Below are 23745 nucleotides of genomic sequence, written 5' to 3'. Positions count from 1 at the left end.
GTGTCCGGCTCGTCCACCCCCGACTGCATCGCCCGCTACCTGGCGCATGTGCGGGTGGACAAGCGTCTGGCCGAGCGCACACTCAGTCTCTATACGCTGGACCTCGAAAAGCTCCAAAGTTTTGCGGCGCAGGCAGGCGTCGACGTGCTGCAGGTGCAGCCCCACCATGTGCGCCGCTGGGTGGCGCAGATGCACAGCGGGGGGCGCAGCGGTCGTGGCATCGCGCTCATCCTGTCGGGCTGGCGGGGGTTCTACACCTGGGCCGGACACGAAGGCCTGATCGCCGCCAACCCGGTCTCCACCGTGAAGGCACCCAAGGCGCCCAAGCCGCTGCCCAAGGCGCTCGGGGTGGATGACGCCGTGCAGCTGGCCGACTTCGAATCGGAAGTGGATGACCCCTGGCTCGAAGCTCGCGACAGCGCCATGGTGGAATTGCTCTACGGCAGCGGTCTGCGCGTGGGGGAACTGGTGGGGCTGGATGTGCATGCCAGCAATTCCGCCAAAGGCTGGATCGATATTGAAGGCGCCCAGGCCCATGTACTGGGCAAGGGGTCCAAGCGGCGCATCGTGCCGGTGGGTCAGGCAGCCCTGGTTGCCTTGCGGCGCTGGTTGCAGCTGCGTGGAACCGGCGGGTCCGTGCCGGTACACGCCACCGAGCAGGACGCCCATGCCGCGCTGTTCACGGGGCGGCGGGGCACGCGCCTGACGCCGCAGTCGGTGTGGCAGCGCCTGCGCCGGCGTAGCCAGCTGGCCGGGCTGGCTGCACCGGTGCATCCGCACATGCTGCGCCACTCGTTTGCCAGCCACGTGCTGCAGTCCAGTGGGGACCTGCGGGCGGTGCAGGAACTGCTGGGCCACGCGAACATCAGCACCACCCAGGTCTACACCCGGCTCGACTTCCAGCACCTGGCCCGCGCCTACGACGCCGCCCACCCGCGCGCAAAGGCGCGAAAATAACGCCATTGACCTGAATCCACGACACCTGAAGGGAACCACCATGCGTCAGCAAATCCACGTCATCCTGCACAAGCAACAGGAATTCCAGCTTGCACTGGACGATGCCACCCCCATGACCCGCGAAGAAGCGCGCGACTGGCTCGACGGCCAGTTCGTGGCACTGGACTGCGAGCCCCTGCGCGCCAGTGGCAAGGTGCTGTCGGCCGACAAGGTGCTGCGCGTGGCCGAAGCGGCCGATCCGGCCATGTACGTCGATCCGGTGTGGTCGCACCACTTCGCGCAGGCCGTGTCCGTGATGCTGGGCAAGCCGTCCATCCGCATCGACGTGCCCGCGATGGCTGTGACCTACTGATTCCTCTTCCATCTCTGCCCCCATGAAAACCATCCGCCTGCGCGATGGCAAGGAAAAGTCTTTGCTGCGCCACCACCCCTGGATCTTCGAATCGGCCATCGCCAAAGGCGGTGGCGATAAGGGGGAAACGGTGCGGGTGGAGTCCGCCAGCGGGCAGTTCCTGTGCTGGGCCGCGTTCAGCCCGGAATCGAAAATCCGCGCCCGGGCCTGGAGCTTTGACGAAAAGCAGCGCATAGATGCTGCGTTTTTCGTAGCGGCAATCGCACGTTCCGTGCGGGCTAGAGGTCGATTTGATATAAAAAGTGATGGCGTTCGGCTGATCCATGGCGAGTCGGATGGCTTGCCGGGCCTGATCGTCGACCGCTACGGCGACACCTTGGTGGCGCAGTTCACCTCGGCCGGGGTCGAGCGCTGGAAGACAGTCATTGCCGACGCCTTGCTGGCTGAAACAGGCCTGACCGAACTGTATGAGCGCTCCGATGCGAGCAGCCGCGCCCTGGAAGGCTTGCCCGAGGTGACCGGGTGGCTGCGCGGGGAGGGCCCGGTGGAACTGGAGCTGCGCGAGCACCAGTGGAAGCTTGCGCTCAACATTGCCGAGGGCCACAAGACGGGCTTCTACCTCGACCAGCGCGACAGCCGCCAGTTGTTCGCCCGCTATGCGCAACGCCTGCAGTTCCAGCGCGCGCTCAACTGCTACTGCTACACGGGCGGATTCACGGTGGCGGCCCTGGCCGGTGGTGCCGCCCACGTCACGTCCATCGACTCCAGCGGTGTCGCGATCGAGAAAGCGCGTGCCAATGTGGCCCTGAACGGGTTTGATGCAGCGCGGGCCGATTTTCTGGATGCCGACGTCAACGCCAGCCTGCGCCGCTTCGGTGCCGAGGGCCGTACCTTTGATGCCATCGTGCTCGACCCCCCAAAATTCGCGCCCACCGCGGCCCACGCCGAGCGTGCGGCCAGGGCCTACAAGGACATCAACCGGCTGGCCTTCAAGCTGCTGGAGCCCGGTGGCGTGCTGTTCACCTACTCCTGTTCCGGCGGTATCAGTGGCGACCTGTTCCACAAGATCGTCGCATCGGCGGGCTGCGACGCACAAGTGGACGCTTACATCCTGGAGCGCACTGGCGCCGCCGTGGACCACCCGATGACGGTGGCCTTTCCCGAAGGGGAGTACCTCAAGGGCCTGGTGGTCATGCGCAAATAAGCCGCTGGCGCCTGCCGGGAGGGGCTTGATTTGCCCGCTACACTCCCCAATTGCTTCGTTTTTGGGTTCCGCGCATGTCTCTCATTCCCGCCACCATCCTGACCGGTTTCCTGGGCTCCGGCAAAACGACGCTTCTCAAACGGGTGCTCAGCGAGGCCCATGGCCAGAAGATCGCCGTCATCGAGAACGAGTTCGGCGAAGAGAACATCGACAACGACATTCTGGTGTCGGACACCAACGAGCAGATCATCCAGATGAGCAATGGCTGCATCTGCTGCACCATCCGCGACGACCTGCGTGCCACGCTGCAACTGCTGGCAGCCAAGAAGCGCCAGGGCCTGCTGGATTTCGAGCGCGTGGTGATCGAAACCACGGGGCTGGCTGACCCGGGCCCCGTGATCCAGACTTTCTTCATGGACGACGAAGTGGCCGAGACCTACCTGCTCGATGCCGTGCTGACCCTGGTCGATGCCAAGCACGCGCCGCAGCAACTCGACGACCGCCAGGAGGCGCGCCGCCAAGTCGGTTTTGCCGACCACCTGTTCATCAGCAAGGCCGATCTGGTGTCCCCGTCCGAGTTGGCCGAACTGCAGCACCGACTCAAGCACATGAACCCGCGTGCGCCCCAACAGGTGGTGCACTTTGGCGAGGTGGCCTTGAAGGACGTGTTGGACCTGCGTGGCTTCAATCTGAACGCCAAGCTCGACATCGACCCCGATTTCCTGCAGCCTGAAGGTAAGCACGACCACAGCCATGGCGACCATGACCACTGTGACCATGACCATGGCCACGAAGGGCATGACCATGCGCATGGGGAACATTGCAACCACCCCGGTCATGGGCACCACCATCACCACGATGACGACGTCAAGAGCTTCGTGTTCCGCTCCGAGCGGCCCTTTGATCCAGCCAAATTGGAGGATTTTCTGGGCGCCATCGTCAACGTCTATGGCCCGCGCATGCTGCGCTACAAGGGTGTCCTCTATATGAAGGGGACGGAGAAAAAAGTGATTTTCCAGGGTGTGCACCAGCTGATGGGCTCGGATCTGGGCCCGGCCTGGGGGGCGCAGGAGCAGCGCATGAGCAAGATGGTGTTCATTGGCATTGACCTGCCCAAGGACATCCTGCTGCAGGGTTTGGAGCAGTCACTGGTTTAAAAGAAGAGGCACGGTGGCGCTGTCAAGCTGCTGTAGGCCAAGTGCAATAGGGTAGGCGCTCACGGCGCGTGAAATGGGAGAGAAATGATTGTCTCGCTTTTGCAACTGATGGGATTCCCTTCCGGGAAGTCTGTACACTCGCGCGCCGAATCGAATCGGTCCAGCTCAAAAACCAAAGCCCCGGCAGCGCGCCCTGCGGCGTCCGAACCAGGCGAAGGCCCTCAGGCCAGGAGACAAGACGTGAAGAAATCGAGCGCACCCCCGGCCAAGAAGGCGGCGGCCAAGGCGACCCCCGCCACCAAGGCGCGGGCGGCCACTGCAGCAAAAAAACCTGCTGCGAAACCTGCGGTAAAAGCCGTGCCCAAAACCAGCACGAAGCCGGCGCCCAAGCCAAGCGCGAAAGCGCCCGCCAAGTCGACAGCCAAGGCCGCCCCCGTCAAAGCGACAGCGAAGCCAGCGCCCAAGCCCGCTGCCAAGACAGGCAGCAAGCCCACGGCGAAACCTGCCGTCAAGGCCGTGGTGAAACCGGCAGCCAAAGCGCCAGCAAAAGCTTCCGCCAAACCCACCGCCAAGGCGGCGGTCACTGCCACACCCAAGACCGCTGCCGCAGCGGTGGTGAAGGCGCCTGCGAAGGCCGGGACGAAGGTCGCTGCTACAATCGCTCCCGTTTCCGTACCTGCGCCCCCGGTAGCGCCCAAGGCGACGCCAACGGCTTCGGCGCCTGTCCCCGCGAAGAGCCCACGGCCTTCTTCCCGGTTGGCGCAAGTCACCGTACCTTCCATGGCTCCATCGGTTGCCTCCACGGCGGCCAAGGCCAGTTTCACTCCATACAAAGACGTTCCTGTGATAGCTCCTGTTTCCTCTGCTTCGATCAAGAAAGACCCCAAGCTCGCGAACAACTGGAAAACCACGGCGCCCGAAAAGCTCACTGACGCTGAACTGATGGCCATGCCGGATTCGGAGTACATGAACGATGCCCAGTTGGCAGCCTTCCGGCACCGTCTGGTGTTGCTCAAGCAGGGTATCTTGAACAACGCCGGTGAGACGACCGAGCACCTGCGTGAAGACACTTCCATCGTGCCCGATCCGGCCGACCGCGCCACCATTGAAGAAGAGCATGCACTGGAATTGCGCACCCGCGACCGCGAACGCAAGCTGCTCAAGAAGATCGAGATGTCCATCGCTCGCATCGATGCCGGTGACTATGGCTATTGCGACGAAACCGGTGAACCCATCGGTGTCGGGCGCTTGCTGGCGCGTCCCACGGCGACGTTGTCGCTGGAGGCGCAGCAGCGTCGTGAGCTCAAGCAGAAGATGTACGGAGACTGAGCGAAACGTGGGGGTGTTTGTGCATTCCCTTCCCATGCGCTAGAGTGACCAGCATGTCCACCAAAGACGATCGTCCCAATCTCTTGTCCAAGGTGGCTCTGTTTGTCAAGAATCCGACCAAGGACTGGTCGGAGCTGGACAATCCGGATACCTTGATGCAAAGCGGCTATGACCGCAGCGCGCTCAAGGCCGCTATCGAGCGTAAGCGGCAGAATGATTTCGTGCGCCGGCGCGAGTTCGACCAGTTGCGAAAGTTGCGCAAGAGCCAGGCCAATGGCGAGGTCGCCCAAGTGCGTCCTTCGATGTTCCAAAGCAGCTCCGTCACCGATCCCGACGCTCGGGCATTGACGCTTAAGAAGATCGACGAGATCGAAGCGCAGATGTCCAAGCAGTGGTGGAAGGGCAAGGCTGAAGGCGCTGCGGATGCACCAGCCGCCCCCCAGGCCGGTGCCGTTGAGTCACAGGTCGGGGTGCCGTCAACGACCCAGTCCCCGCCCACCCAATTTCCCGCGACCCAGCCAGCGGTGCCCGCTGCCGGTGCCGACGAATTTGCCGCCACGCAGGTGGCATCCGGGATGGTTGCGACGGTCGTGGGCACGGGCCTCGCGCGGCAAGACCCTGCTGGCCCGGATATGGGGGCGGGCTTTTCCACCAGCCAGCTTTTTGCGACCGAAGCCCAGGACATGACCACCGATCCCGAGCTGGAAGAGGCGGCCATTCGTTTTGCCAACTCGGACGACGGTGGTGCAGAGTCGGTGTTGCTGGAGGCCTTGCGTTCGCAGCCGGGCGAGACGGAAGTCGCGTTGTCATGGCTGACCGCCTTGCTGGACCTGTACCGGGCGACTGGCAATCGTCCCGGATTTGACCAGGCAGTGCTGGAGTTTTCCTGGCGATTCCCATCCATGCGTCCCGCATGGGCGGATTATCGGGAGCCTGCAGAGCCCGGTATGTCTGGGGCGGATCCCGTAGGGGCGTTGTCGCCAGGCTCACCGCTGTGGCACTGCCCGTCACTGCTCGACCAAAGTGCCATGGAGCATTTGCGTGCTGTGCTCTCATCCAGCCCTATGCCCTGGCGTCTGGATTGGTCTGCTATTCAGACGGTGGCTGCAGACGCACAGGCACTGCTGGGTGCCTTGTTCGGCAGTCTGTGTACCGAGCCCGTGGCGGTGGAGTTCAGTGGTGTCGAGGCGTTGGTTGGCGTATTGCGTGGTCTGACGCCGACATCGGATCGCTCGGTACCGCATGAATTGTGGGTGTTGCGGCTGGATGCGCTGCGTGTCATGCAGCGCATGGATGACTTTGAATTGGCAGCCCTCGATTACTGTGTCACCTTCGAGGTGGCTCCGCCGCCCTGGATGCCTGCAGCCTGTCAGTTTGCCGCCGTGGAAGTGGCGGACGATGGTGCAGCAACAACCGTGACGGCCCCGATGCATACGGTACCTGTACGATTCGATGCAGCAACCGACACGGCGGTACCGGATGGGGCGTTGGCAGGCGTGTTGTCTGGTGATGCGAGTGAGGCGCTGGGCGCTCTGCTGAGCGCGATCGAGGGCAAGCCGGTTGCAGTGGTGTCATGTGCCAGCCTGGTTCGGGTGGATTTTGCCGCTGCAGGAAGCATTCTGAACTGGGTCGCAACCCAACAAAGTGCAGGCCGTACCATCCAGTTGGTGCAGGTCCATCGACTGGTGGCCGCGTTCTTCAACGTGATCGGCATCAATGAGCATGCCCGTGTGATCCCCCGCGGCGTCTGAGTCCCCCGTACTTCCGGGGCGTTGTCCTATTTCTTCACTTTATGGAACAGTTTCACGGAACCACCATCGTGTGTGTGCGCCGCGGCAGTGGCGACAGTGCGCAGGTCGCCATCGGAGGTGATGGTCAGGTCACTCTGGGCAACATCGTGGTCAAGGGAACCGCGCGCAAGGTACGCAAGCTCTACCATGGGAAGGTCCTGGCAGGTTTTGCGGGCGCCACGGCCGACGCATTTACCCTCTTCGAACGGTTTGAGGCCAAGCTGGAAAAGCACCAGGGGCATCTCGCACGTGCCGCCATCGAACTCACCAAGGACTGGCGCACAGACCGCGTGTTGCGTCGACTGGAAGCCATGTTGGCGGTGGCTGACAAGGACTGCTCCCTCATCATCACGGGAAATGGCGATGTGCTGGAGCCGGAGAACGGCATTGTCGCCATCGGATCCGGGGGGGCCTACGCCCAGTCGGCGGCACTCGCGCTGATTCAGCACACGGACTTGGTGCCCGCGGACATCGTCAAGCGTTCCCTGGAGATTGCCGGGGAACTGTGCATCTACACGAACATGAACCACACCATAGAAAGCCTTTGAGACCATGGCGGCGTTGACACCCCAGGAAATCGTTGCGGAGTTGGACAAGCACATCGTGGGTCAGCAGGGTGCCAAGCGTGCGGTGGCGATCGCCCTGCGCAACCGTTGGCGGCGACAGCAGGTGGCATCTGAACTGCGGGCCGAGATCACGCCCAAGAACATTCTGATGATCGGTCCCACCGGGGTGGGCAAGACCGAGATTGCGCGACGTCTGGCGCGCTTGGCTGATGCGCCGTTCATCAAGGTCGAGGCCACCAAGTTCACCGAAGTCGGCTATGTGGGCAAGGATGTGGACAGCATCATCCGGGACCTGGCGGAGATAGCGGTCAAGCAGGCACGCCAGCAAGCCAAGGATGCCATGCGTGCACGTGCCCAGGATGCGGCAGAGGAGCGTATCCTTGACGTGCTGGTGCCCCCAGCGCGATCAGACTTTGGATTCGCAACGCAGGAGCAACCGGAAAACACAGCGCGGCAGGTGTTTCGCAAGAAGCTGCGTGAGGGCACCCTCGATGACCATGAAATCGAGATCGAGATGGCGCAACCGAGCCCCCAGTTGGAGGTCATGGGACCGCCGGGCATGGAGGAAATGACAGAACAGTTGCGCGGGTTGTTTGGGCAAATGGGACAGAGCAAGCGCCAGACCCGAAAGCTGCGCATTGGAGAGGCACAGAAACTGTTGGCCGATGAAGAGGCAGCCAAGTTGGTCAATGAAGAGGACATCAAGGCGCAAGCCTTGGCCGCATTGGAGCAAAGCGGCATTGTTTTCATTGATGAAATCGACAAGGTGACGTCGCGCAGCGACGGTGCCTCGTCCGGTGAAGTGTCGCGCCAAGGCGTTCAGCGTGACTTGCTGCCGCTGGTGGAGGGCACTACCGTGAGTACCAAGTACGGTATGGTCAGGACTGACCACATTTTGTTCATTGCTTCGGGCGCTTTCCACCTGAGCAAGCCCAGTGACCTGATCCCGGAACTTCAGGGGCGTTTTCCCATTCGCGTCGAACTTCAGAGCTTGTCGGTGCAGGATTTTGAGTCCATCCTGACCCAAACCCATGCTTCGTTGGTGCGGCAATACCAAGCGTTGCTGGCCACTGAAGAAGTGTCTCTAGAGTTTGTTCCCGATGGGGTTACCCGGTTGGCGCACATCGCCTACGAGGTCAACGAGCGGACCGAAAACATCGGTGCGCGTCGTTTGGCGACCGTCATGGAGCGATTGCTTGATGAAGTGAGTTTCAATGCGGCCGGATTGCGGGGGCAGACCATTCGGATCGACGCCGCCTACGTCAATGCCCGACTGGGGGAGCTCAGCCAGAACGAGGATCTCTCCCGCTACATTCTCTGACAGGGCGCGTGCCAGTTCCCTTGCAACGCTGCCGGCCACGGGCCCGCAGCGTTTTTTATTGCCTGCTGCAGTGCCTGCAAATCCTTCAGGTATCACATTCAGTGCGCGCGCTAAGTCCTTAATCTACAAGGATTTTTGGTTTTGAATTTTGTTTGGAATCGCGCGTAAGTCATTGATTTCATTGAAAAAATTTGCAACTGACCCTGTTGCAAACATGGCATTTGCTGATAAAGTGCAAAAAAGTGCAAATTAGTGGTGAAAAGTGCCGTCTGTTGCTTTTCACCTCAACCAGCAAAAACTCAAGGGTTGACTCGTGTTCCAAGGCGCTTCGTCTCTCAGTCTCGATGCCAAGGGAAGGCTTAGCGTGCCTACCCGGCACCGTGACGTCTTGAGCGCGAATGCGGCAGGCCAGTTGACCATCACCAAGCACCCTCATGGCTGCCTGATGGTATTCCCCCGTCCCGCCTGGGAGGAGTTCCGCGACAAGATCGCTGCCCTTCCCATGTCGGCGCAATGGTGGAAGCGCATTTTTCTGGGCAATGCCATGGATGTCGAAGTCGATGGCACTGGGCGGGTATTGATTTCCCCGGAGTTGCGTGTGGCGGCGGGCATCGAAAAGGATGCCGTGCTGCTGGGTATGGGGAGCTACTTCGAGTTGTGGGACAAGGCGACCTACGAGGCGCAGGAAGCGCAGGCCATGCAGGGCGAAATGCCTGATGTGCTCAAGGACTTCTCTTTCTAGGGCGTTGGCGTGCAAGAACCCTGGGTTCATTCCACCGTGTTGCTGCAGGAGGCAGTGGACGCGCTCCTCGGAGTACCGGCGCAATCGGGCGGGCACTATGTGGACGCCACGTTTGGTCGTGGCGGTCACTCGCGTTTGATTCTGTCCCAGTTGTCGGAGCTCGGGCGCCTGACGGCCTTCGACCGTGATCCCGAGGCGGTGGCGGTAGCCAATGCCATTGATGACATCCGTTTCAGCATCCGACATCAGGGATTTTCCCATCTGGGCGAATTGCCGGCGGGCAGTGCCGACGGCATCCTGATGGATATCGGTGTGAGTTCCCCCCAGATCGACAACCCGGCGCGCGGTTTCAGTTTTCGGGCCGATGGTCCCCTGGACATGCGCATGGATCCGACCCGGGGCGAGAGCGTGGCGCAATGGCTGCAAACGGCAGAAGTGAACAACATCGCGGAGGTGATACGTGAATACGGTGAAGAACGGTTTGCTGGGCCAATTGCAAAGGCGATTGTTGCGCGCCGACAGGAGCGGGGGCCTCTTTCAACCACCGCTGAACTGGCCCAACTCGTGGCTGACACGGTCAAAACCCGCGAGCCGGGCCAGAACCCTGCAACGCGCACATTTCAGGCTCTTCGGATTTTCATCAACGCCGAGCTTGAGGAGCTGCAACAAGCGCTAAATGCCAGTCTGCACGTTCTCAAGGAAGGAGGGCGCCTGGTCGTCATCAGCTTCCATTCGCTGGAAGACCGCATCGTCAAGCAGTTCATCGCCGAGCATTCGAAAGAGGTCTATGACCGGCGCGCTCCCTTTGCGGCGCCCAAACCCATGAAGCTCGTGGCGCTGGACCGCATCAAGCCAAGCGCGCAGGAGGTAGCTGCCAATCCGCGAGCGCGCAGTGCCATCATGCGCGTAGCGCAGAGGACGGCTGCATGATGCGCATCAATCTGGTGTTGCTTCTGGCGCTCGTGCTCAGCGGTTTGTACCTTGTGGGCGTGCAGTACGAGTCGCGTCGCGTCTTCACGGAATTGGATCGCGCGCGCACCGAAGCGCGCCGGCTCGAGGCCGAGAATGAACGCCTGCAGGTGCAAAAGCGTGCTGCTGCCACGCCCGTGCGGGTTGAGCGACTGGCCAAGGACAAGCTGCAGATGCGCCAGACCACGCCCGGTATCACGACCTATGTGTCGTACCCAGGACTTGCCGGGAAAGATGCAGCTCCGGCCAAGGCAGCGGAGAAGCCGACACCGGAGGTCAAACCGTGAGCGCGCGAGGCATCCAGTACACCTCCAGTCCGTTGCTGGCCAGCCGCACGCCGGGCTGGCGCAGCAAGTTTGTGGTGGCTGTTCTGGCGCTCGCCTTCCTGGGCTTGACGGCCCGTGCGGCGTACATCCAGGTGGTGGCAAATGATTTCTTCCAGCGCCAGGGCGAGGTGCGTTTTGCGCGCACCTTGGAGTTGCCTGCAACCCGTGGCCGCATTCTCGATCGCAATGGAATGATCCTGGCTTCCAGTGTTCCTGCGCCAAGCATCTGGGCCATTCCGGAGGACGTCGAGTTCGAGGGCTCTCAGCTCAAGGAGCTGGCCAGCTTGCTGGAGATGCCGGCGGCTGAAATATCGAAGAAGTTGGCAGACGAAGACAAGACCTTTGTCTGGATCAAGCGCCAGGTGGATGCCGATGTGGCCAAGAAGATTGCGGCCATGAACATCAAGGGCATCTACCAGCGCAAGGAATACCGCCGCGTCTACCCGGAAGGGGAGTCGGCGGTTCATGTGGTGGGTTTCACCAACGTCGAAGATGCCGGGCAGGAGGGTGTGGAGCTGACCTTCAACAAGGCATTGGCGGGCAAGGCTGGGTCACGACGCGTGATCAAGGATCGTCTGGGTCGTGTGGTGGAAGACGTTGGCGACATGATCCCCCCGGTCGAAGGCAAGGACCTGCAATTGAGCATCGACAGCAAGGTCCAGTTCTTCGCTTACCAGAAGCTGCGCGATGCCGTGCTGGAACACAAGGCCAAAGCGGGAAGCGTCGTGGTACTGGACGTGCAGTCGGGTGAGGTGCTGGCGCTGGCCAACTATCCCAGCTACTCGCCGGCCAAGCGGGCCAACCTGAGCGGTGCGCAACTGCGCAACCGCGCTCTGACCGACACCTTCGAACCAGGCTCCACCATGAAGCCTTTTGTCATTGCGCTGGCGCTGGAAAAGGGGCTCGTCAAGCCGGAGTCGGTCATCCAAACTGCGCCTGGGCACATCACCATTTCGGGCTCCACCATCACCGACGCCCACCCGCACGGAGCGCTTACCGTCAACGAGGTGATCCAGAAGTCGAGCAACGTCGGTACCGTCAAGCTGGCCATGCAGATGCAGCCCCGGGAAATGTGGGAGATGTTCAGTCAGGTGGGGCTGGGCCAGAAACCGCAGGTGCCCTTTCCTGGCGTGGTGAGTGGCAAACTGCGCGCCTACAAGACTTGGCGTCCCATCGAGCAGGCCACCATGAGCTATGGCTACGGGCTGTCGAGCAGCCTGTTCCAGCTGGCACGTGCCTACAGCGTCTTTGCCCGGGATGGCGAGCTGGTGCCGGTCACGCTGGTGAAGGCGCAGCAACCCGCGGCAGGCGTTCGCGTAATGGATGCCAAGACCGCGCGTTCCGTGCGTGAAATGCTGCACATGGTGGCGGGACCTGGCGGTACAGCCCCCAAGGCACAGACCCTCGGATTTTCCGTCGGCGGCAAGACCGGAACGGCCCACAAGCAAGAGGGCCGTGGCTACGCCGACAAGAAGTACCGTGGCTTTTTCGTCGGCCTCGCCCCGGTGGAGAGCCCCCGCATCGTGGTCGCGGTGATGATCGACGAGCCCAGCAATGGCAAGTACTTCGGTGGCGATGTGGCAGCCCCGGTCTTCAGCGACACGGTGCAGCAGACGCTGCGCCTGCTGGGTGTGCAACCCGACATGGCCGTGCGCCCGCAGATCGTGGCGCAGGCCGTGGAGGAGAGTTTCTGATGGTTCAGATGCTCCATACCCCTGAGCAGGCAGTCGCCTGGTTGCGCGCCCGGCAGGTGACCCACCTGCAAACCGACAGCCGCAAGGTCGCTGTCGGCGAGGCCTTCATTGCCTGGCCAGGGGCGGTCCAGGACGGACGCCAATTTGTTGCTGACGCAGTGCAGCGGGGAGCGATCGCGTGTCTGGTGGAAGCGCAGGGCATGGAGGCCTTTACGCTGAACGGTGAGGAAGTGGCCTGCTACGCAGGGCTCAAACGCGATACCGGCGAGATTGCGGCGCAGTTCTACGGCAACCCATCGCACCAACTGCCGGTGGTGGCAGTGACCGGGACGAACGGGAAGACGTCGACCGCCTGGTGGTTGGCGCAGGCACTGTCGGCGTTGCCAGGTTCGCAGGCTCGCCCGAGCGGCGTGATCGGTACCTTGGGTGTGGGGGCTGTCCCTGCCCCGCAGGCTGCAGACCCGTTGGCTGCCATCCAGAGCACAGGATTGACCACACCAGACCCGGTGACGCTGCAACAGACCTTGCGCAGTTTCGTCGATCAGGGCTTCAAGGCCTGTGCCATGGAAGCTTCTTCCATCGGTCTGGACGAGCAGCGCATGGGGGGCACGCAGATTGCCGTCGCAGTGTTCACCAATTTCACCCAGGACCATCTGGACTACCACGGTGACATGGATGCCTACTGGCAGTCCAAGCGCAAGCTGTTCGATTGGCCTGGGTTGCGCAGTGCGGTCGTCAACATCGACGACAGCCGCGGTGCACAGTTGGCCGCGGAGTTGGCGAACGCGCCGCTGGACCTGTGGACGGTGGCGATCGAACGCGAGGCCCGGCTGCGTGCCAGTGGGGTGCGTGTCATGGAAACGGGGATGGCTTTCGACGTGCGCGAAGGTGATCGTAAGTGCACCTTGCAGACGCCGCTCATCGGCCTGTACAACGTGTCCAATCTGCTGGGCGTGCTGGCTGCGATGCGGGCGCTCGGTGTCGAGCTTGAAGCGGCGGTGCAGGTCTGCGCCAGTTTGCAACCGGTACCGGGCCGGCTGGAGCGCTTGGGTGGTGTGGATGCGCCGCTGGTGGCAGTGGACTATGCCCATACGCCCGATGCACTGGCCCAGGTGCTGACGGCACTGCGCCCGGTGGCACAGGCGCGCCAGGGCAAGCTGTGGTGCGTGTTCGGATGTGGTGGTGACCGCGATCCGTCCAAGCGACCTCTCATGGGTGCCATCGCAGCGCGCGCGGCGGACCGTGTGGTGGTGACCAGCGACAACCCGCGCAGCGAGAAGCCGGAAGCCATCGTGGCGCAAGTGCTGTTGGGGGTCGCGGACCGCGAGCATGTGGACGTCGAAGTGGACCGCGGCGACGCCATCGGCATGGCGATCGCCCGTGCAGAGCCTGGCGACGTGGTACTCCTGGCTGGCAAGGGCCATGAGCCCTACCAGGAGATCGCTGGCGTCAAGCGTCCTTTCTCGGACCGGGCCCAGGCGCAGGCCGCGCTGCAGGCCCGCAGTGCCGTGTTCGAGGCGGTCGACGTTCACCACATGCTGCCTGGAAGCACCTTGCTGGGGAACCGCAGCGCAAAGGCCTGCCGGGTCCATACCGATACACGCTCCATCACCCAGGGCGACCTGTTCGTGGCACTGCAGGGCGAGCGCTTCGACGCCAATACCATGCTGGCCCAGGCAGCCCAGGCGGGCGCCACGGTGCTCGTGTATCGCGTGGGCGCAGATACTACGGCTGTACCCGCAGACGTTGCCTGCATCGGCGTGGACGATACCCGTGAGGCGCTGCGGACCCTCGCGCGTGCATGGCGCGCGCGCCAGTCGCAGGTGCGCCTCATCGGTGTGACCGGCAGCAATGGAAAGACCACGGTCACGCAGATGATTGCCGCAATTCTGCGTGCGCATGCCGGCAGTAGCAGCCTGGCCACGGAAGGCAATTTCAACAACGACATCGGTGTGCCATTGACGGTGTTGCGACTGCGTGCGAACCATCGGGTTGCTGTGGTCGAGATGGGCATGAACCATCCGGGTGAGATTGCGGTCCTGGCCGCCGTGGCCCAGCCGGACGTGGTACTCGTCAACAACGCCCAGCGAGAGCACCTGGAATTCATGCACACCGTCGAAGCCGTGGCGCGAGAAAACGGATCCGCGATCTCGGCCCTCCCTGCAGCAGGTGTGGCGGTGTTTCCGGCGGATGATCCATTCACCCCGATCTGGATGGCGTTGGCGCAGCAGCGACGCAGCCTGCGGTTCTCCGCAGCGACCGGCCAGGGTGGTGCGGAAGTGGTGCTGGAGTCTGCCGAATGGCAGGACGGTGCCTGGGACTGGCAGGCCCGACTGCAAGGACAGCCGGTACGGGCGCGCCTCCAGATCGCAGGCCGCCACAACGCGCTGAATGCCGCAGCGGCGGCGGCATGTGCGCATGCGCTGGGCGTTCCGGTCACCACCATCGCTTCCGGTCTTTCAGCCTTCGTCCCGGTCAAAGGGCGTTCCCGTGCCTTGTCGCTCGCACTGGGCGGGCAGAGCCGGACCGTCATCGACGACACCTACAACGCCAATCCGGACTCCGTGCGTGCCGCCATCGACGTGCTGGCGGAGCTGCCCTCGCCGCGACTGCTGGTGTTGGGCGACATGGGCGAAGTGGGGCAGGACGGACCGGCCTTCCATGCCGAAGTGGCTGCGCACGCCCGCGCACGCGGTGTCGAGCAGCTGTTCCTGATGGGTGAGCTGGCACGGCACGGCTGTGAACCGTTCCCCGGCGCACGCCATTTCGAGCACGTGGATGCACTCATCGAGGCCGTGCTGACACAGGCTGGCGCATCACGGACCATTTTGATCAAGGGCTCGCGCTTCATGCGCATGGAGCGCGTGGTGCAGGCCTTGCAGGCCGCGGCCGCTCCCAAGGAGGAAACCCAACCATGACATCGCCACTGTGGGGAGAACTCCCATGCTGCTGAATCTGGCCCAATGGCTGCAAGGCCTGTCGCCCGAATTCGGATTCTTCCGGGTGTTCCAGTACATCACCTTCCGCGCGGTGATGGCCGCCATGACCGCGTTGCTGATCGGCTTGTTTGCCGGTCCGGCAGTGATCCGCAAGTTGCGCGAACTCAAGATCGGCCAGCCTATTCGCGGCTATGGCATGGAGACGCACCTGAGCAAGAGCGGTACCCCCACCATGGGGGGCGTGCTGATCCTCATGTCGATTGCGGTCTCGACCCTGCTGTGGTTCGACTGGAGCAATCGCTTCGTTTGGGTGGTACTGCTGGTGACACTGGGATTCGGAGCCATCGGCTGGGTCGACGACTGGCGCAAGGTGGTGAACAAGGACCCCGAGGGCATGCGATCGCGCGAGAAGTACTTCTGGCAGTCGGTCATCGGATTGCTGGCGGCCCTGTACTTGGTGTTCAGCATCTCGGGCGATTCCAATTCGCGCGTCATCGAGCTGTTCTTCAAATGGGTGGTGTCTGGCTTTGACGTCAACCTTCCGCCCAAGGCCGGCTTGCTGCTGCCGTTCTTCAAGGAAGTAAGCTATCCGCTGGGGGTGCTGGGCTTCGTCATCCTGACCTACCTCGTGATCGTGGGGGCCAGCAATGCGGTCAACCTGACCGACGGCTTGGATGGTCTGGCGATCATGCCGGTGGTGCTTGTCGGTGCCAGTCTGGGTGTATTTGCCTACGTGACCGGCAGCTCGGTGTATTCGCGCTACCTGTTCTTCCCGTACATCCCCGGCTCCGGGGAGCTGATGATCTTCTGTTCGGCCATGGGCGGCGCTGGGCTGGCGTTCCTGTGGTTCAACACCCACCCGGCGCAGGTCTTCATGGGCGACGTGGGTGCCTTGGCCCTCGGCGGCGCGCTCGGCACCATCGCAGTGATCGTGCGCCAGGAAATCGTGCTGGCCATCATGGGCGGGGTGTTCGTCGCGGAGGCACTGTCGGTGATGCTGCAGGTGACGTACTTCAAGTACACCAAGAAGCGCTTTGGTGAAGGGCGTCGGCTCTTCAAGATGGCGCCGCTGCACCACCACTTCGAGAAGACGGGCTGGAAGGAAACCCAGGTCGTGGTGCGTTTCTGGATCATCACCATGCTGCTGTGCCTGGTGGGTCTGTCCACCCTGAAGCTGAGGTAAGACGTGGGCAGCATGCAAGGTCAATCGGTGCTGGTGTTGGGCTTGGGGGCTTCGGGCCTGGCCATGGCTCGCTGGTGCGCGCGGCTGGGTGCCGCGGTCACCGTGGCGGACACCCGCCGCGAGCCGCCCCAGTTGCAAGCCTTGCAGAGCGAGGTGCCGGGTGCGCGCTTCGTGAGCGCCGCCATGGATGCGGCACTGCTGGCAGCGGTTCCCGGGCTGCATGCGGTGCTGCGCAGTCCGGGCTTGGCGCCTGCCGACATCGCCTCCCTGGTGCAGGCAGCGGCCGAACAGGGTATCCGCGTCCAGGGGGAGCTGGCCCTGTTTGCTGACGGGTTGCAAGCCCTCCACACGGAGCGCGGCTATGCCCCCAAGGTGCTGGCCGTGACGGGCACCAACGGCAAGACCACGGTGACCTCGTTGACTGGGCATCTGCTGCGTTGGGCGGGCCTGCAGGTAGCGGTGGCGGGCAACATCGGGCCCACCCTGCTCGATACCCTGGCGCAGGCACTGGACGCCGACGCACTGCCCGACGCCTGGGTGCTGGAGCTGTCGAGCTTCCAGCTCGACGGCGTGGAAAACTTCGAGCCGACAGCGGCCGTGGTCCTGAACGTCACGCAAGACCACCTCGACTGGCATGCCGACATGGCCGAGTACGCTGCTGCCAAGGCCCGCATCTTCGGCCGCGAGGCCATGATGGTGCTGAACCGCGAAGATGCCGCCGTGATGGCGATGCTGCCGGAACCGGTACGCCAGAAGCTTCAGAAACCACAGTACCGTCCCCATGTCACTTTCGGTGGCGACCGGCCCCAGCGGCCAGGCGACTTTGGCCTGGAGGATGTCAATGGCATGGTGTGGCTGGTGCGCGCGCACGAGGCCGACGAAACCCTGAAACGCCGGCGCGATGAGGCAGAAGAAATCCACCTGCAGCGCCTGATGCCGGCCGATGCGCTGCGCATCCGGGGGCGCCACAACGCAACCAACGCTCTGGCGGCGCTGGCCTTGTGCGCTGCGGCGGGGTGCGCGCTGGCACCCATCCTCTACGGCCTGCGGGAGTACCGGGGTGAGCCGCACCGTGTCGAATCGGTCGGCGTGCTGGACGAGGTGGAGTACTTTGACGACAGCAAGGGCACCAACGTCGGCGCCACGGTGGCGGCGCTGCGTGGCCTGGGTGAAGAGCGCAAGCTGGTGCTGATCCTCGGTGGTGTGGGCAAAGGGCAGGATTTCAGCCCCTTGGCCGCCCCCGTGGCACGCTATGCCCGCGCCGTGGTGCTCATCGGGGCCGATGCTCCCGCCATCCGACAGGCGCTGGCCGATGCCGGTGTGCCATTGCATGACGCGCCAGACATGGTCGTGGCCGTAGGTCGGGCACGCGACCTGGCACAAGCCGGTGATGCCGTTCTGATGTCGCCTGCGTGCGCGAGCTTCGACATGTTCCGCAACTACGAGCATCGGGCCGAAGTTTTTGTCGCGGCCGTGCGCGCCCTGGCCGTGGACGCTGGCGTAGACCTGGAGGCCCAGGGATGAGCGCAGCGATCCAGGCCATTCGGGGGTGGTTCGGCAAAGCCGAAGAGGCCGCGTCCACCGCCATCCCCGTGCGCACCGGCCCCTACGGCATGGGCGGCTCCGGATCCGTGGTGAAGGGCTTTGACCAACCCTTGTTCTGGGTGGTCACGGCCTTGCTGCTGTGGGGGCTCGTGATGGTGTATTCGGCCTCGATCGCCATGCCCGACAACCCCCGTTTTGCCAACTACGCGCATACCCATTTCCTTGCCCGGCATCTGTTTTCCATCGTCATGGCCTTTGCTGCAGCGCTGATCGCGTTCCAGATACCGATCAGCACCTGGGAGAAGGTGGCCCCCTGGGTGTTCATTCTTTCGCTCGTGCTGCTGATGATGGTACTGATCCCCTTTATCGGCAAGGGCGTGAACGGTGCCCGCCGCTGGATTTCACTCGGTGTGATGAACTTCCAGCCGTCCGAATTGGCCAAGCTCGGTGTGCTGCTGTACGCCAGCGACTACATGGTGCGCAAGATGGACGTGAAGGAGCGCTTCTTCCGCGCTGTCATGCCCATGGCAGCGGCCGTTGCGGTGGTCGGCCTGCTGCTGCTGGCCGAGCCGGACATGGGGGGCTTCCTGGTGATCGCCGTGATCGCCATGGGTATCCTGTTCCTCGGCGGCGTCAATGCGCGGATGTTCTTCCTCATCGGTGCCATCCTGGTCATCGCCTTCGGCCTGATCATCGCCACCAGCGAATGGCGACGCGAACGCATCTTTGCCTACCTGGACCCCTGGAACGAGAAGTACGCCCTGGGCAAGGGCTACCAGCTTTCCCATTCGCTCATCGCCATCGGCCGCGGAGAAATCTTCGGTGTCGGTCTGGGCGGCAGTGTCGAGAAGCTGCACTGGTTGCCCGAAGCCCATACCGACTTCCTGCTGGCCGTCATCGGTGAGGAATTCGGACTGATTGGCGTCGTCACGCTGATCGGCATGTTCCTGTGGCTGACCCGCCGCATGATGCACATCGGCCGCCAGGCCATTGCACTCGACAACGTGTTCGCCGGCTTGCTGGCGCAGGGCGTCGGCATCTGGATCGGCTTCCAGGCCTTCATCAACATGGGTGTGAACCTCGGCGCCTTGCCGACCAAGGGGCTCACCCTGCCGCTGATGAGCTATGGTGGCTCGGCCATCCTGATCAACCTGATCGCCATCGCCATCGTGCTCCGGGTGGACTATGAAAACCGGCAACTCATGCACGGAGGCCGTGTATGAGTTGCCGGTTTCATCAAAACGGTAACGCGGCGCGCAGCGCTGCGAAACGGGCACGTAGTGCGCGTTTGCATGCACGGAGGCCGTGTATGAGCTGCCGGTTTCACCAAAACAGCAACGCGGCGCGCAGCGCTGCGAACGGGCACGCAGTGCGCGTTTGGATGCACGGAGGCCGTGTATGACACAACGCACGGCACTCATCATGGCAGGCGGTACCGGCGGTCACATCTTCCCCGGCTTGGCTGTGGCCCAGGCGCTGCGTGACAAAGGCTGGCGCGTGCACTGGCTCGGAGCGCCCAACAGCATGGAAAGCCGTTTGGTGCCACCCAAAGGGTTCCCACTGGAATTGGTCGAGTTCTCCGGCGTGCGCGGAAAAGGTCTGTTGACCTTGGCACTGTTGCCCCTGCGCCTGCTGCGCGCCTTCTGGCAAGCCTGGCAAGTCATCGGGCGCGTGCGCCCCGATGTGGTGGTGGGGCTGGGCGGCTACATCACCTTCCCCGGCGGCATGATGGCCGTGTTCCGTGGCAAGCCGCTGGTGCTGCACGAGCAGAACTCGGTGGCAGGGTTGGTCAACAAGGTATTGGCCCAGATTGCAGAGCGCGTGTTCTGCGCCTTCCCCGGAGCACTGGCGCATAGCGAGTGGGTAGGTAACCCCTTGCGAACCGAATTCCTGAATGTCGCCGGACCAGAGGAGCGCTTTGCTGGCCGCAGTGGCCCATTGAAGGTGCTGGTGGTGGGCGGTAGCCTGGGTGCCAAGGCGCTCAACACCGTGGTGCCGCAGGCGCTGGCGCTCATTCCTGAAATGCAGCGACCGGTGGTGACCCACCAGGCCGGTGAAAAGCAAATCGACGAGCTGCGCGCCAACTACGCGGCCGCCGGGGTGGACGCTACCTTGACCCCCTTCATCGACAACACGGCCCAGGCGTTTGCCGACGCTGACCTGGTGATCTGCCGCGCAGGAGCCAGCACGGTGACGGAGCTGGCGGCCGTGGGCGCTGCCAGCGTCCTGGTTCCCTTCCCGCATGCGGTGGATGACCACCAGACCACCAACGCGCGTTTCCTGAGTGACGCTGGCGCCGGTGTGCTGATGCCGCAATCCGAACTGACGGCCGAGAAATTGGCGCAGCTGCTACAAAATACAGAGCGATCTGCGCTGCTTTTGCGCGGGCTAGAGGCCAAAAAGCTCCAGAAATTGACAGCCACCGACAGCCTGGTCGCCGCCTGTGAATCCCTGGCGAAAGGAAACGCCACATGAAACACGCCATCCAACATATCCATTTTGTCGGCATCGGCGGCTCCGGCATGTCCGGCATCGCCGAGATCCTGCACAACTTGGGCTACACCATCTCGGGCTCCGACCTGTCCGACAGCGCCACGCTGCGGCGTTTGGCCGACCTGGGCATCCGCACCTACGTGGGCCATGTGGCCGAGAACGTGAGCGGCGCCGACGCTGTGGTGACCAGCACCGCCGTCAAGGCCGACAACCCCGAGGTCGTGCGCGGGCGCGAACTGCACCTGCCCATCGTGCCGCGCGCACTGATGCTGGCGGAACTGATGCGCCTGAAGCAGGGCATCGCCATTGCCGGGACCCACGGCAAGACCACCACCACCAGCCTGGTGACCAGTGTGCTGGCCGAAGGCGGGCTGGACCCCACCTTCGTGATCGGTGGGCGCCTGAACAGCGCCGGTGCCAATGCGCGCCTGGGCCAGGGCGACTACATCGTGGTGGAGGCCGACGAGTCCGATGCCTCGTTCCTGAACCTGTTGCCGGTGATGGCGGTGGTGACCAACATCGACGCCGACCACATGGAAACCTATGGGCACGACTTCGGCAAGCTGAAAAAGGCCTTTGTCGATTTCCTGCACCGCATGCCCTTCTACGGCACGGCGGTCCTGTGCACCGACGACCCGGCGGTGCGCGAGATCTGCGAGCAGGTGACCTGCCCGATCACCAGCTACGGCTTCGACGAAGGAGCCCAAGTGCGCGCCATCAACGTGCGTGCCGTGGGTGGTCAGATGCATTTCACCGTGCAGCGCCGCAATGGCGTGGTGCTGCCGGACCTGGACATCGTGCTGAACCTGGCTGGCCGCCACAACGTGCTCAACGCGCTGTCGGCGATAGCCATTGCGGTGGAACTCAACATTCCCGACGCTGCCGTGCAGAAGGCCTTGGCCGAGTTCCATGGCGTGGGGCGGCGCTTCCAGCGTTATGGCGACCTGCCCTTGCCACAAGGCGGCACCGTGACCGTGATCGACGACTACGGCCACCACCCCGTGGAAATGGCAGCCACCTTGGCTGCTGCACGTGGCGCCTTTCCGGGGCGCCGCCTGGTGCTGGCCTTCCAGCCGCACCGCTATACCCGTACGAGGGACTGCTTCGAGGACTTCGTCAAGGTCATCGGCCACGCCGATGCGGTGCTGCTGGCCGAGGTGTATGCCGCAGGTGAGGCGCCCATCGTCGCAGCGGACGGCCGTTCGCTGGCGCGGGCGCTGCGGCTGGCCGGCAAGGTTGAGCCGCTGTTCGTGGACGACATCGCAGCGATGCCTGAGGTGGCCATTGCCAATGCCCGCGATGGCGACGTGCTGATGTGCATGGGGGCGGGGTCGATTGGTGCCGTACCCGGGAAGATTGCCGAAATGCTACAAAAACAGAAGCTGCCTACGCAGGAAGGGCGGGGGCTATGAGCCAAAATGATATGAAGCACTTGGGGAAGGTGGCGGTCCTGATGGGCGGTGCGTCCGCCGAGCGCGAGGTGTCGCTGATGTCCGGCACCGGGGTACTCAATGCCTTGCGCTCCAAAGGTGTGGATGCCCACGCCTTCGACCCCAGCGAGCGCGACCTGAGTGAACTCAAGCGCGAAGGCTTTGCACGCTGCTTCATTGCCCTGCATGGGCGTTTCGGTGAAGACGGCACGGTGCAGGGTGCGCTGGAACTCATGGGCATCCCCTATACCGGTTCCGGCGTGATGGCCTCCAGCATCGCCATGGACAAGGTCATGACCAAGCGCATCTGGATCGCCGAAGGCATTCCCACCCCGCGCTACCAGTTGTTGCGCCGTGGTGCCTTCGGGCGCCAGCAGGTTCTGGATGTGCCTGACGCCCTGGGACTGCCGGTCATCGTCAAGCCGGCACGCGAAGGTTCCAGCATTGGCGTGAGCAAGGTGACAAGTGCCGCAGGCATGGCCGACGCTGTGGAGGCGGCCGGCAAGCTCGATGCCGATGTGTTGTGCGAACAGTGCATCGAGGGCGACGAGGTGACGTGTCCGATCATCGGCACCGGGGATGCGGCCCGTGCGCTGCCCGTGATCCGCATCGTGGCGCCCCAGGGCAATTACGACTACCAGAACAAGTACTTCACGGATGACACCCAGTACCTGGTGCCCTGCGGGCTGCCGGCCGGGGAGGAGGAGGCCATCCAGGCCCTGGTGCTCAAGGCGTACCGGGTGCTCGACTGCCGCGGATGGGGCCGCATCGACGTGATGATCGACCGCGTCACGCGCCAACCCTACCTGCTGGAAATCAACACCTCGCCGGGCATGACGGGTCACTCGCTGGTGCCCATGTCGGCCAAGGCGGCCGGCATCAGCTATGAAGATCTGTGCGTGCTGCTGCTGCAGGGTGCAACGACCGACCATGGAGATGCCGTGTGAGAGCCGGTGAACCCACCCCCTTCGACATCCGACTCATGAACTGGACCGCCAGCGTCCTGTTCCTGGTCTTTGTCGCCCTGGCGCTGCAGGCAGCAGCCGGGTGGGTGGTGCGTCTGCCGGTGTTCGCCATCCGCGGCATCACGGTGGTGGGCGATGTGAGCCACAACAACCCGCTCACCCTGCGTGCCAACGTGGTGCCGCAGATCCGCGGGACCTTCTTCACGGCCGACCTGGGCCAGGTGCGCCGCGCCTTCGAGGCCGTTCCCTGGGTGCGCCATGCGGTGGTGCATCGGGTGTTTCCGAACCGTCTGCTGGTGAAACTGCAGGAGCACCAGGCTTTTGCCTACTGGGGTGCCGACAGCGAAGCCAAGCTGCTCAACGTGCAGGGTGAGGTCTTCGAAGCCAACGTCGGCGAGGTGGATCAGGAAAGCCTGCCGCGCCTGTTCGGCCCCGAAGCCCAGAGTGCCGAGGTGTTGGGCATGTTCAAGGCCTTGCAGGAAGTCTTCGCCCCGCTGGACCTCGCCGTCGACCAACTGGAAGTCACCAAGAGTGGGGGCTGGCATGCGCGCCTGGACAGTGGCGGCGTGCTCGAACTCGGCCGCGGTGAGCACGGCGAGGTGCTGGAGCGCACGCAGCGCTTCGTCAAGACGATTACCCAGGTCAGTGGCCGCTATGGCCGCTGGCCTGCCGCGGTGGAAGCCGCAGACCTGCGCCACGACAACGCCTATGCCATCCGTCTGCGCGGGGTGAGCACGGTGGCGCTGGAGGCCCCCAAGAAATGACAGCGATTCGGAACAGGTG

General features: G+C 63.4%; 21 protein-coding genes. 20 read left to right on the top strand and 1 reads right to left on the bottom strand.

From position 1 onward, the window contains the following. The 4 genes from RQP54_RS02960 (at window position 1) to RQP54_RS02945 (ending at window position 3670) form a co-directional block, all read left to right on the top strand. A complete protein-coding gene (locus RQP54_RS02960; protein ID WP_315676678.1) occupies window positions 1-957 on the top strand; it encodes a tyrosine recombinase XerC in 957 nt (318 codons plus the stop codon). Window positions 958-997: 40 nt separating this feature from the next. Then, window positions 998-1309 carry a hypothetical protein gene (locus RQP54_RS02955; protein ID WP_315676677.1) on the top strand — a complete coding sequence of 104 codons (312 nt, stop codon included), beginning with the start codon at window positions 998-1000 and terminating at the stop codon, window positions 1307-1309. A gap of 22 nt (window positions 1310-1331) precedes the next feature. Further along, window positions 1332-2513 (top strand): class I SAM-dependent rRNA methyltransferase, encoded by a 1182-nt coding sequence (locus RQP54_RS02950; protein ID WP_315676676.1) that lies wholly within the window; start codon window positions 1332-1334, stop codon window positions 2511-2513. 74 nt (window positions 2514-2587) lie between these two features. Beyond that, a complete protein-coding gene (locus tag RQP54_RS02945) occupies window positions 2588-3670 on the top strand; it encodes a GTP-binding protein (protein ID WP_315676675.1) in 1083 nt (360 codons plus the stop codon). Window positions 3671-3891: 221 nt separating this feature from the next. Here RQP54_RS02945 and RQP54_RS02940 read toward each other — a convergent pair whose 3' ends face one another. Continuing rightward, window positions 3892-4503, bottom strand: coding sequence for a hypothetical protein (locus RQP54_RS02940; protein WP_315676674.1), 612 nt, complete (start codon window positions 4501-4503; stop codon window positions 3892-3894). 10 nt (window positions 4504-4513) lie between these two features. Here RQP54_RS02940 and dksA point away from each other — a divergent pair, with 10 nt between their 5' ends. The 16 genes from dksA (at window position 4514) to RQP54_RS02860 (ending at window position 23726) form a co-directional block, all read left to right on the top strand. Beyond that, window positions 4514-4999 carry an RNA polymerase-binding protein DksA gene (dksA, locus tag RQP54_RS02935; protein ID WP_315676673.1) on the top strand — a complete coding sequence of 162 codons (486 nt, stop codon included), beginning with the start codon at window positions 4514-4516 and terminating at the stop codon, window positions 4997-4999. A 53-nt stretch (window positions 5000-5052) separates the two neighbouring features. Further along, window positions 5053-6750 carry an STAS domain-containing protein gene (locus tag RQP54_RS02930; protein ID WP_315676672.1) on the top strand — a complete coding sequence of 566 codons (1698 nt, stop codon included), beginning with the start codon at window positions 5053-5055 and terminating at the stop codon, window positions 6748-6750. A 41-nt stretch (window positions 6751-6791) separates the two neighbouring features. Beyond that, on the top strand, window positions 6792-7337 hold the full coding sequence (gene hslV / locus RQP54_RS02925) for an ATP-dependent protease subunit HslV (RefSeq protein WP_315676671.1): 546 nt from the start codon (window positions 6792-6794) through the stop codon (window positions 7335-7337). Window positions 7338-7341: 4 nt separating this feature from the next. After that, window positions 7342-8676 (top strand): ATP-dependent protease ATPase subunit HslU, encoded by a 1335-nt coding sequence (gene hslU, locus RQP54_RS02920; protein ID WP_315676670.1) that lies wholly within the window; start codon window positions 7342-7344, stop codon window positions 8674-8676. A 313-nt stretch (window positions 8677-8989) separates the two neighbouring features. Then, window positions 8990-9418 (top strand): division/cell wall cluster transcriptional repressor MraZ, encoded by a 429-nt coding sequence (gene mraZ / locus RQP54_RS02915; protein WP_315676669.1) that lies wholly within the window; start codon window positions 8990-8992, stop codon window positions 9416-9418. 9 nt (window positions 9419-9427) lie between these two features. Then, window positions 9428-10348, top strand: coding sequence for a 16S rRNA (cytosine(1402)-N(4))-methyltransferase RsmH (gene rsmH, locus RQP54_RS02910; RefSeq protein WP_315676668.1), 921 nt, complete (start codon window positions 9428-9430; stop codon window positions 10346-10348). Next, complete coding sequence (ftsL, locus tag RQP54_RS02905) at window positions 10345-10674, top strand: cell division protein FtsL (protein WP_315676667.1); 330 nt, start codon at window positions 10345-10347, stop codon at window positions 10672-10674. Before rsmH ends, ftsL begins: the two co-directional genes overlap by 4 nt. Beyond that, the gene (locus RQP54_RS02900; RefSeq protein ID WP_315676666.1) at window positions 10671-12407 is read left to right on the top strand and encodes a penicillin-binding protein 2; all 1737 of its coding nucleotides are present in this window, start codon (window positions 10671-10673) and stop codon (window positions 12405-12407) included. The genes ftsL and RQP54_RS02900 overlap by 4 nt, the downstream gene beginning before the upstream one ends. Then, on the top strand, window positions 12407-15325 hold the full coding sequence (murF, locus tag RQP54_RS02895) for a bifunctional UDP-N-acetylmuramoyl-L-alanyl-D-glutamate--2,6-diaminopimelate ligase MurE/UDP-N-acetylmuramoyl-tripeptide--D-alanyl-D-alanine ligase MurF (RefSeq protein ID WP_315676665.1): 2919 nt from the start codon (window positions 12407-12409) through the stop codon (window positions 15323-15325). The genes RQP54_RS02900 and murF overlap by 1 nt, the downstream gene beginning before the upstream one ends. A gap of 25 nt (window positions 15326-15350) precedes the next feature. Further along, window positions 15351-16529, top strand: coding sequence for a phospho-N-acetylmuramoyl-pentapeptide-transferase (mraY, locus tag RQP54_RS02890; RefSeq protein ID WP_315676664.1), 1179 nt, complete (start codon window positions 15351-15353; stop codon window positions 16527-16529). A gap of 12 nt (window positions 16530-16541) precedes the next feature. Continuing rightward, a complete protein-coding gene (gene murD, locus RQP54_RS02885) occupies window positions 16542-18053 on the top strand; it encodes a UDP-N-acetylmuramoyl-L-alanine--D-glutamate ligase (protein WP_315676663.1) in 1512 nt (503 codons plus the stop codon). Beyond that, entirely contained in the window at window positions 18050-19297 is a 1248-nt protein-coding gene (ftsW, locus tag RQP54_RS02880; RefSeq protein WP_315676662.1) for a putative lipid II flippase FtsW, read from the top strand. Before murD ends, ftsW begins: the two co-directional genes overlap by 4 nt. 175 nt (window positions 19298-19472) lie before the next feature. Next, window positions 19473-20549 carry an undecaprenyldiphospho-muramoylpentapeptide beta-N-acetylglucosaminyltransferase gene (gene murG, locus RQP54_RS02875; RefSeq protein ID WP_315676661.1) on the top strand — a complete coding sequence of 359 codons (1077 nt, stop codon included), beginning with the start codon at window positions 19473-19475 and terminating at the stop codon, window positions 20547-20549. After that, window positions 20546-21979 (top strand): UDP-N-acetylmuramate--L-alanine ligase, encoded by a 1434-nt coding sequence (gene murC / locus RQP54_RS02870; protein ID WP_315676660.1) that lies wholly within the window; start codon window positions 20546-20548, stop codon window positions 21977-21979. Before murG ends, murC begins: the two co-directional genes overlap by 4 nt. Further along, complete coding sequence (locus RQP54_RS02865) at window positions 21976-22944, top strand: D-alanine--D-alanine ligase (RefSeq protein WP_315676659.1); 969 nt, start codon at window positions 21976-21978, stop codon at window positions 22942-22944. Before murC ends, RQP54_RS02865 begins: the two co-directional genes overlap by 4 nt. Then, window positions 22941-23726 carry a cell division protein FtsQ/DivIB gene (locus RQP54_RS02860; protein ID WP_315676658.1) on the top strand — a complete coding sequence of 262 codons (786 nt, stop codon included), beginning with the start codon at window positions 22941-22943 and terminating at the stop codon, window positions 23724-23726. Before RQP54_RS02865 ends, RQP54_RS02860 begins: the two co-directional genes overlap by 4 nt. The last annotated feature ends 19 nt before the right edge of the window (window positions 23727-23745 follow it).

Source organism: Curvibacter sp. APW13 (genome assembly GCF_032337135.1).
GTDB lineage: Bacteria > Pseudomonadota > Gammaproteobacteria > Burkholderiales > Burkholderiaceae_C > Allorhodoferax.
Note: the sequence above shows the minus strand (reverse complement) of the source record. Positions and strands in the feature narration are given on the sequence as shown.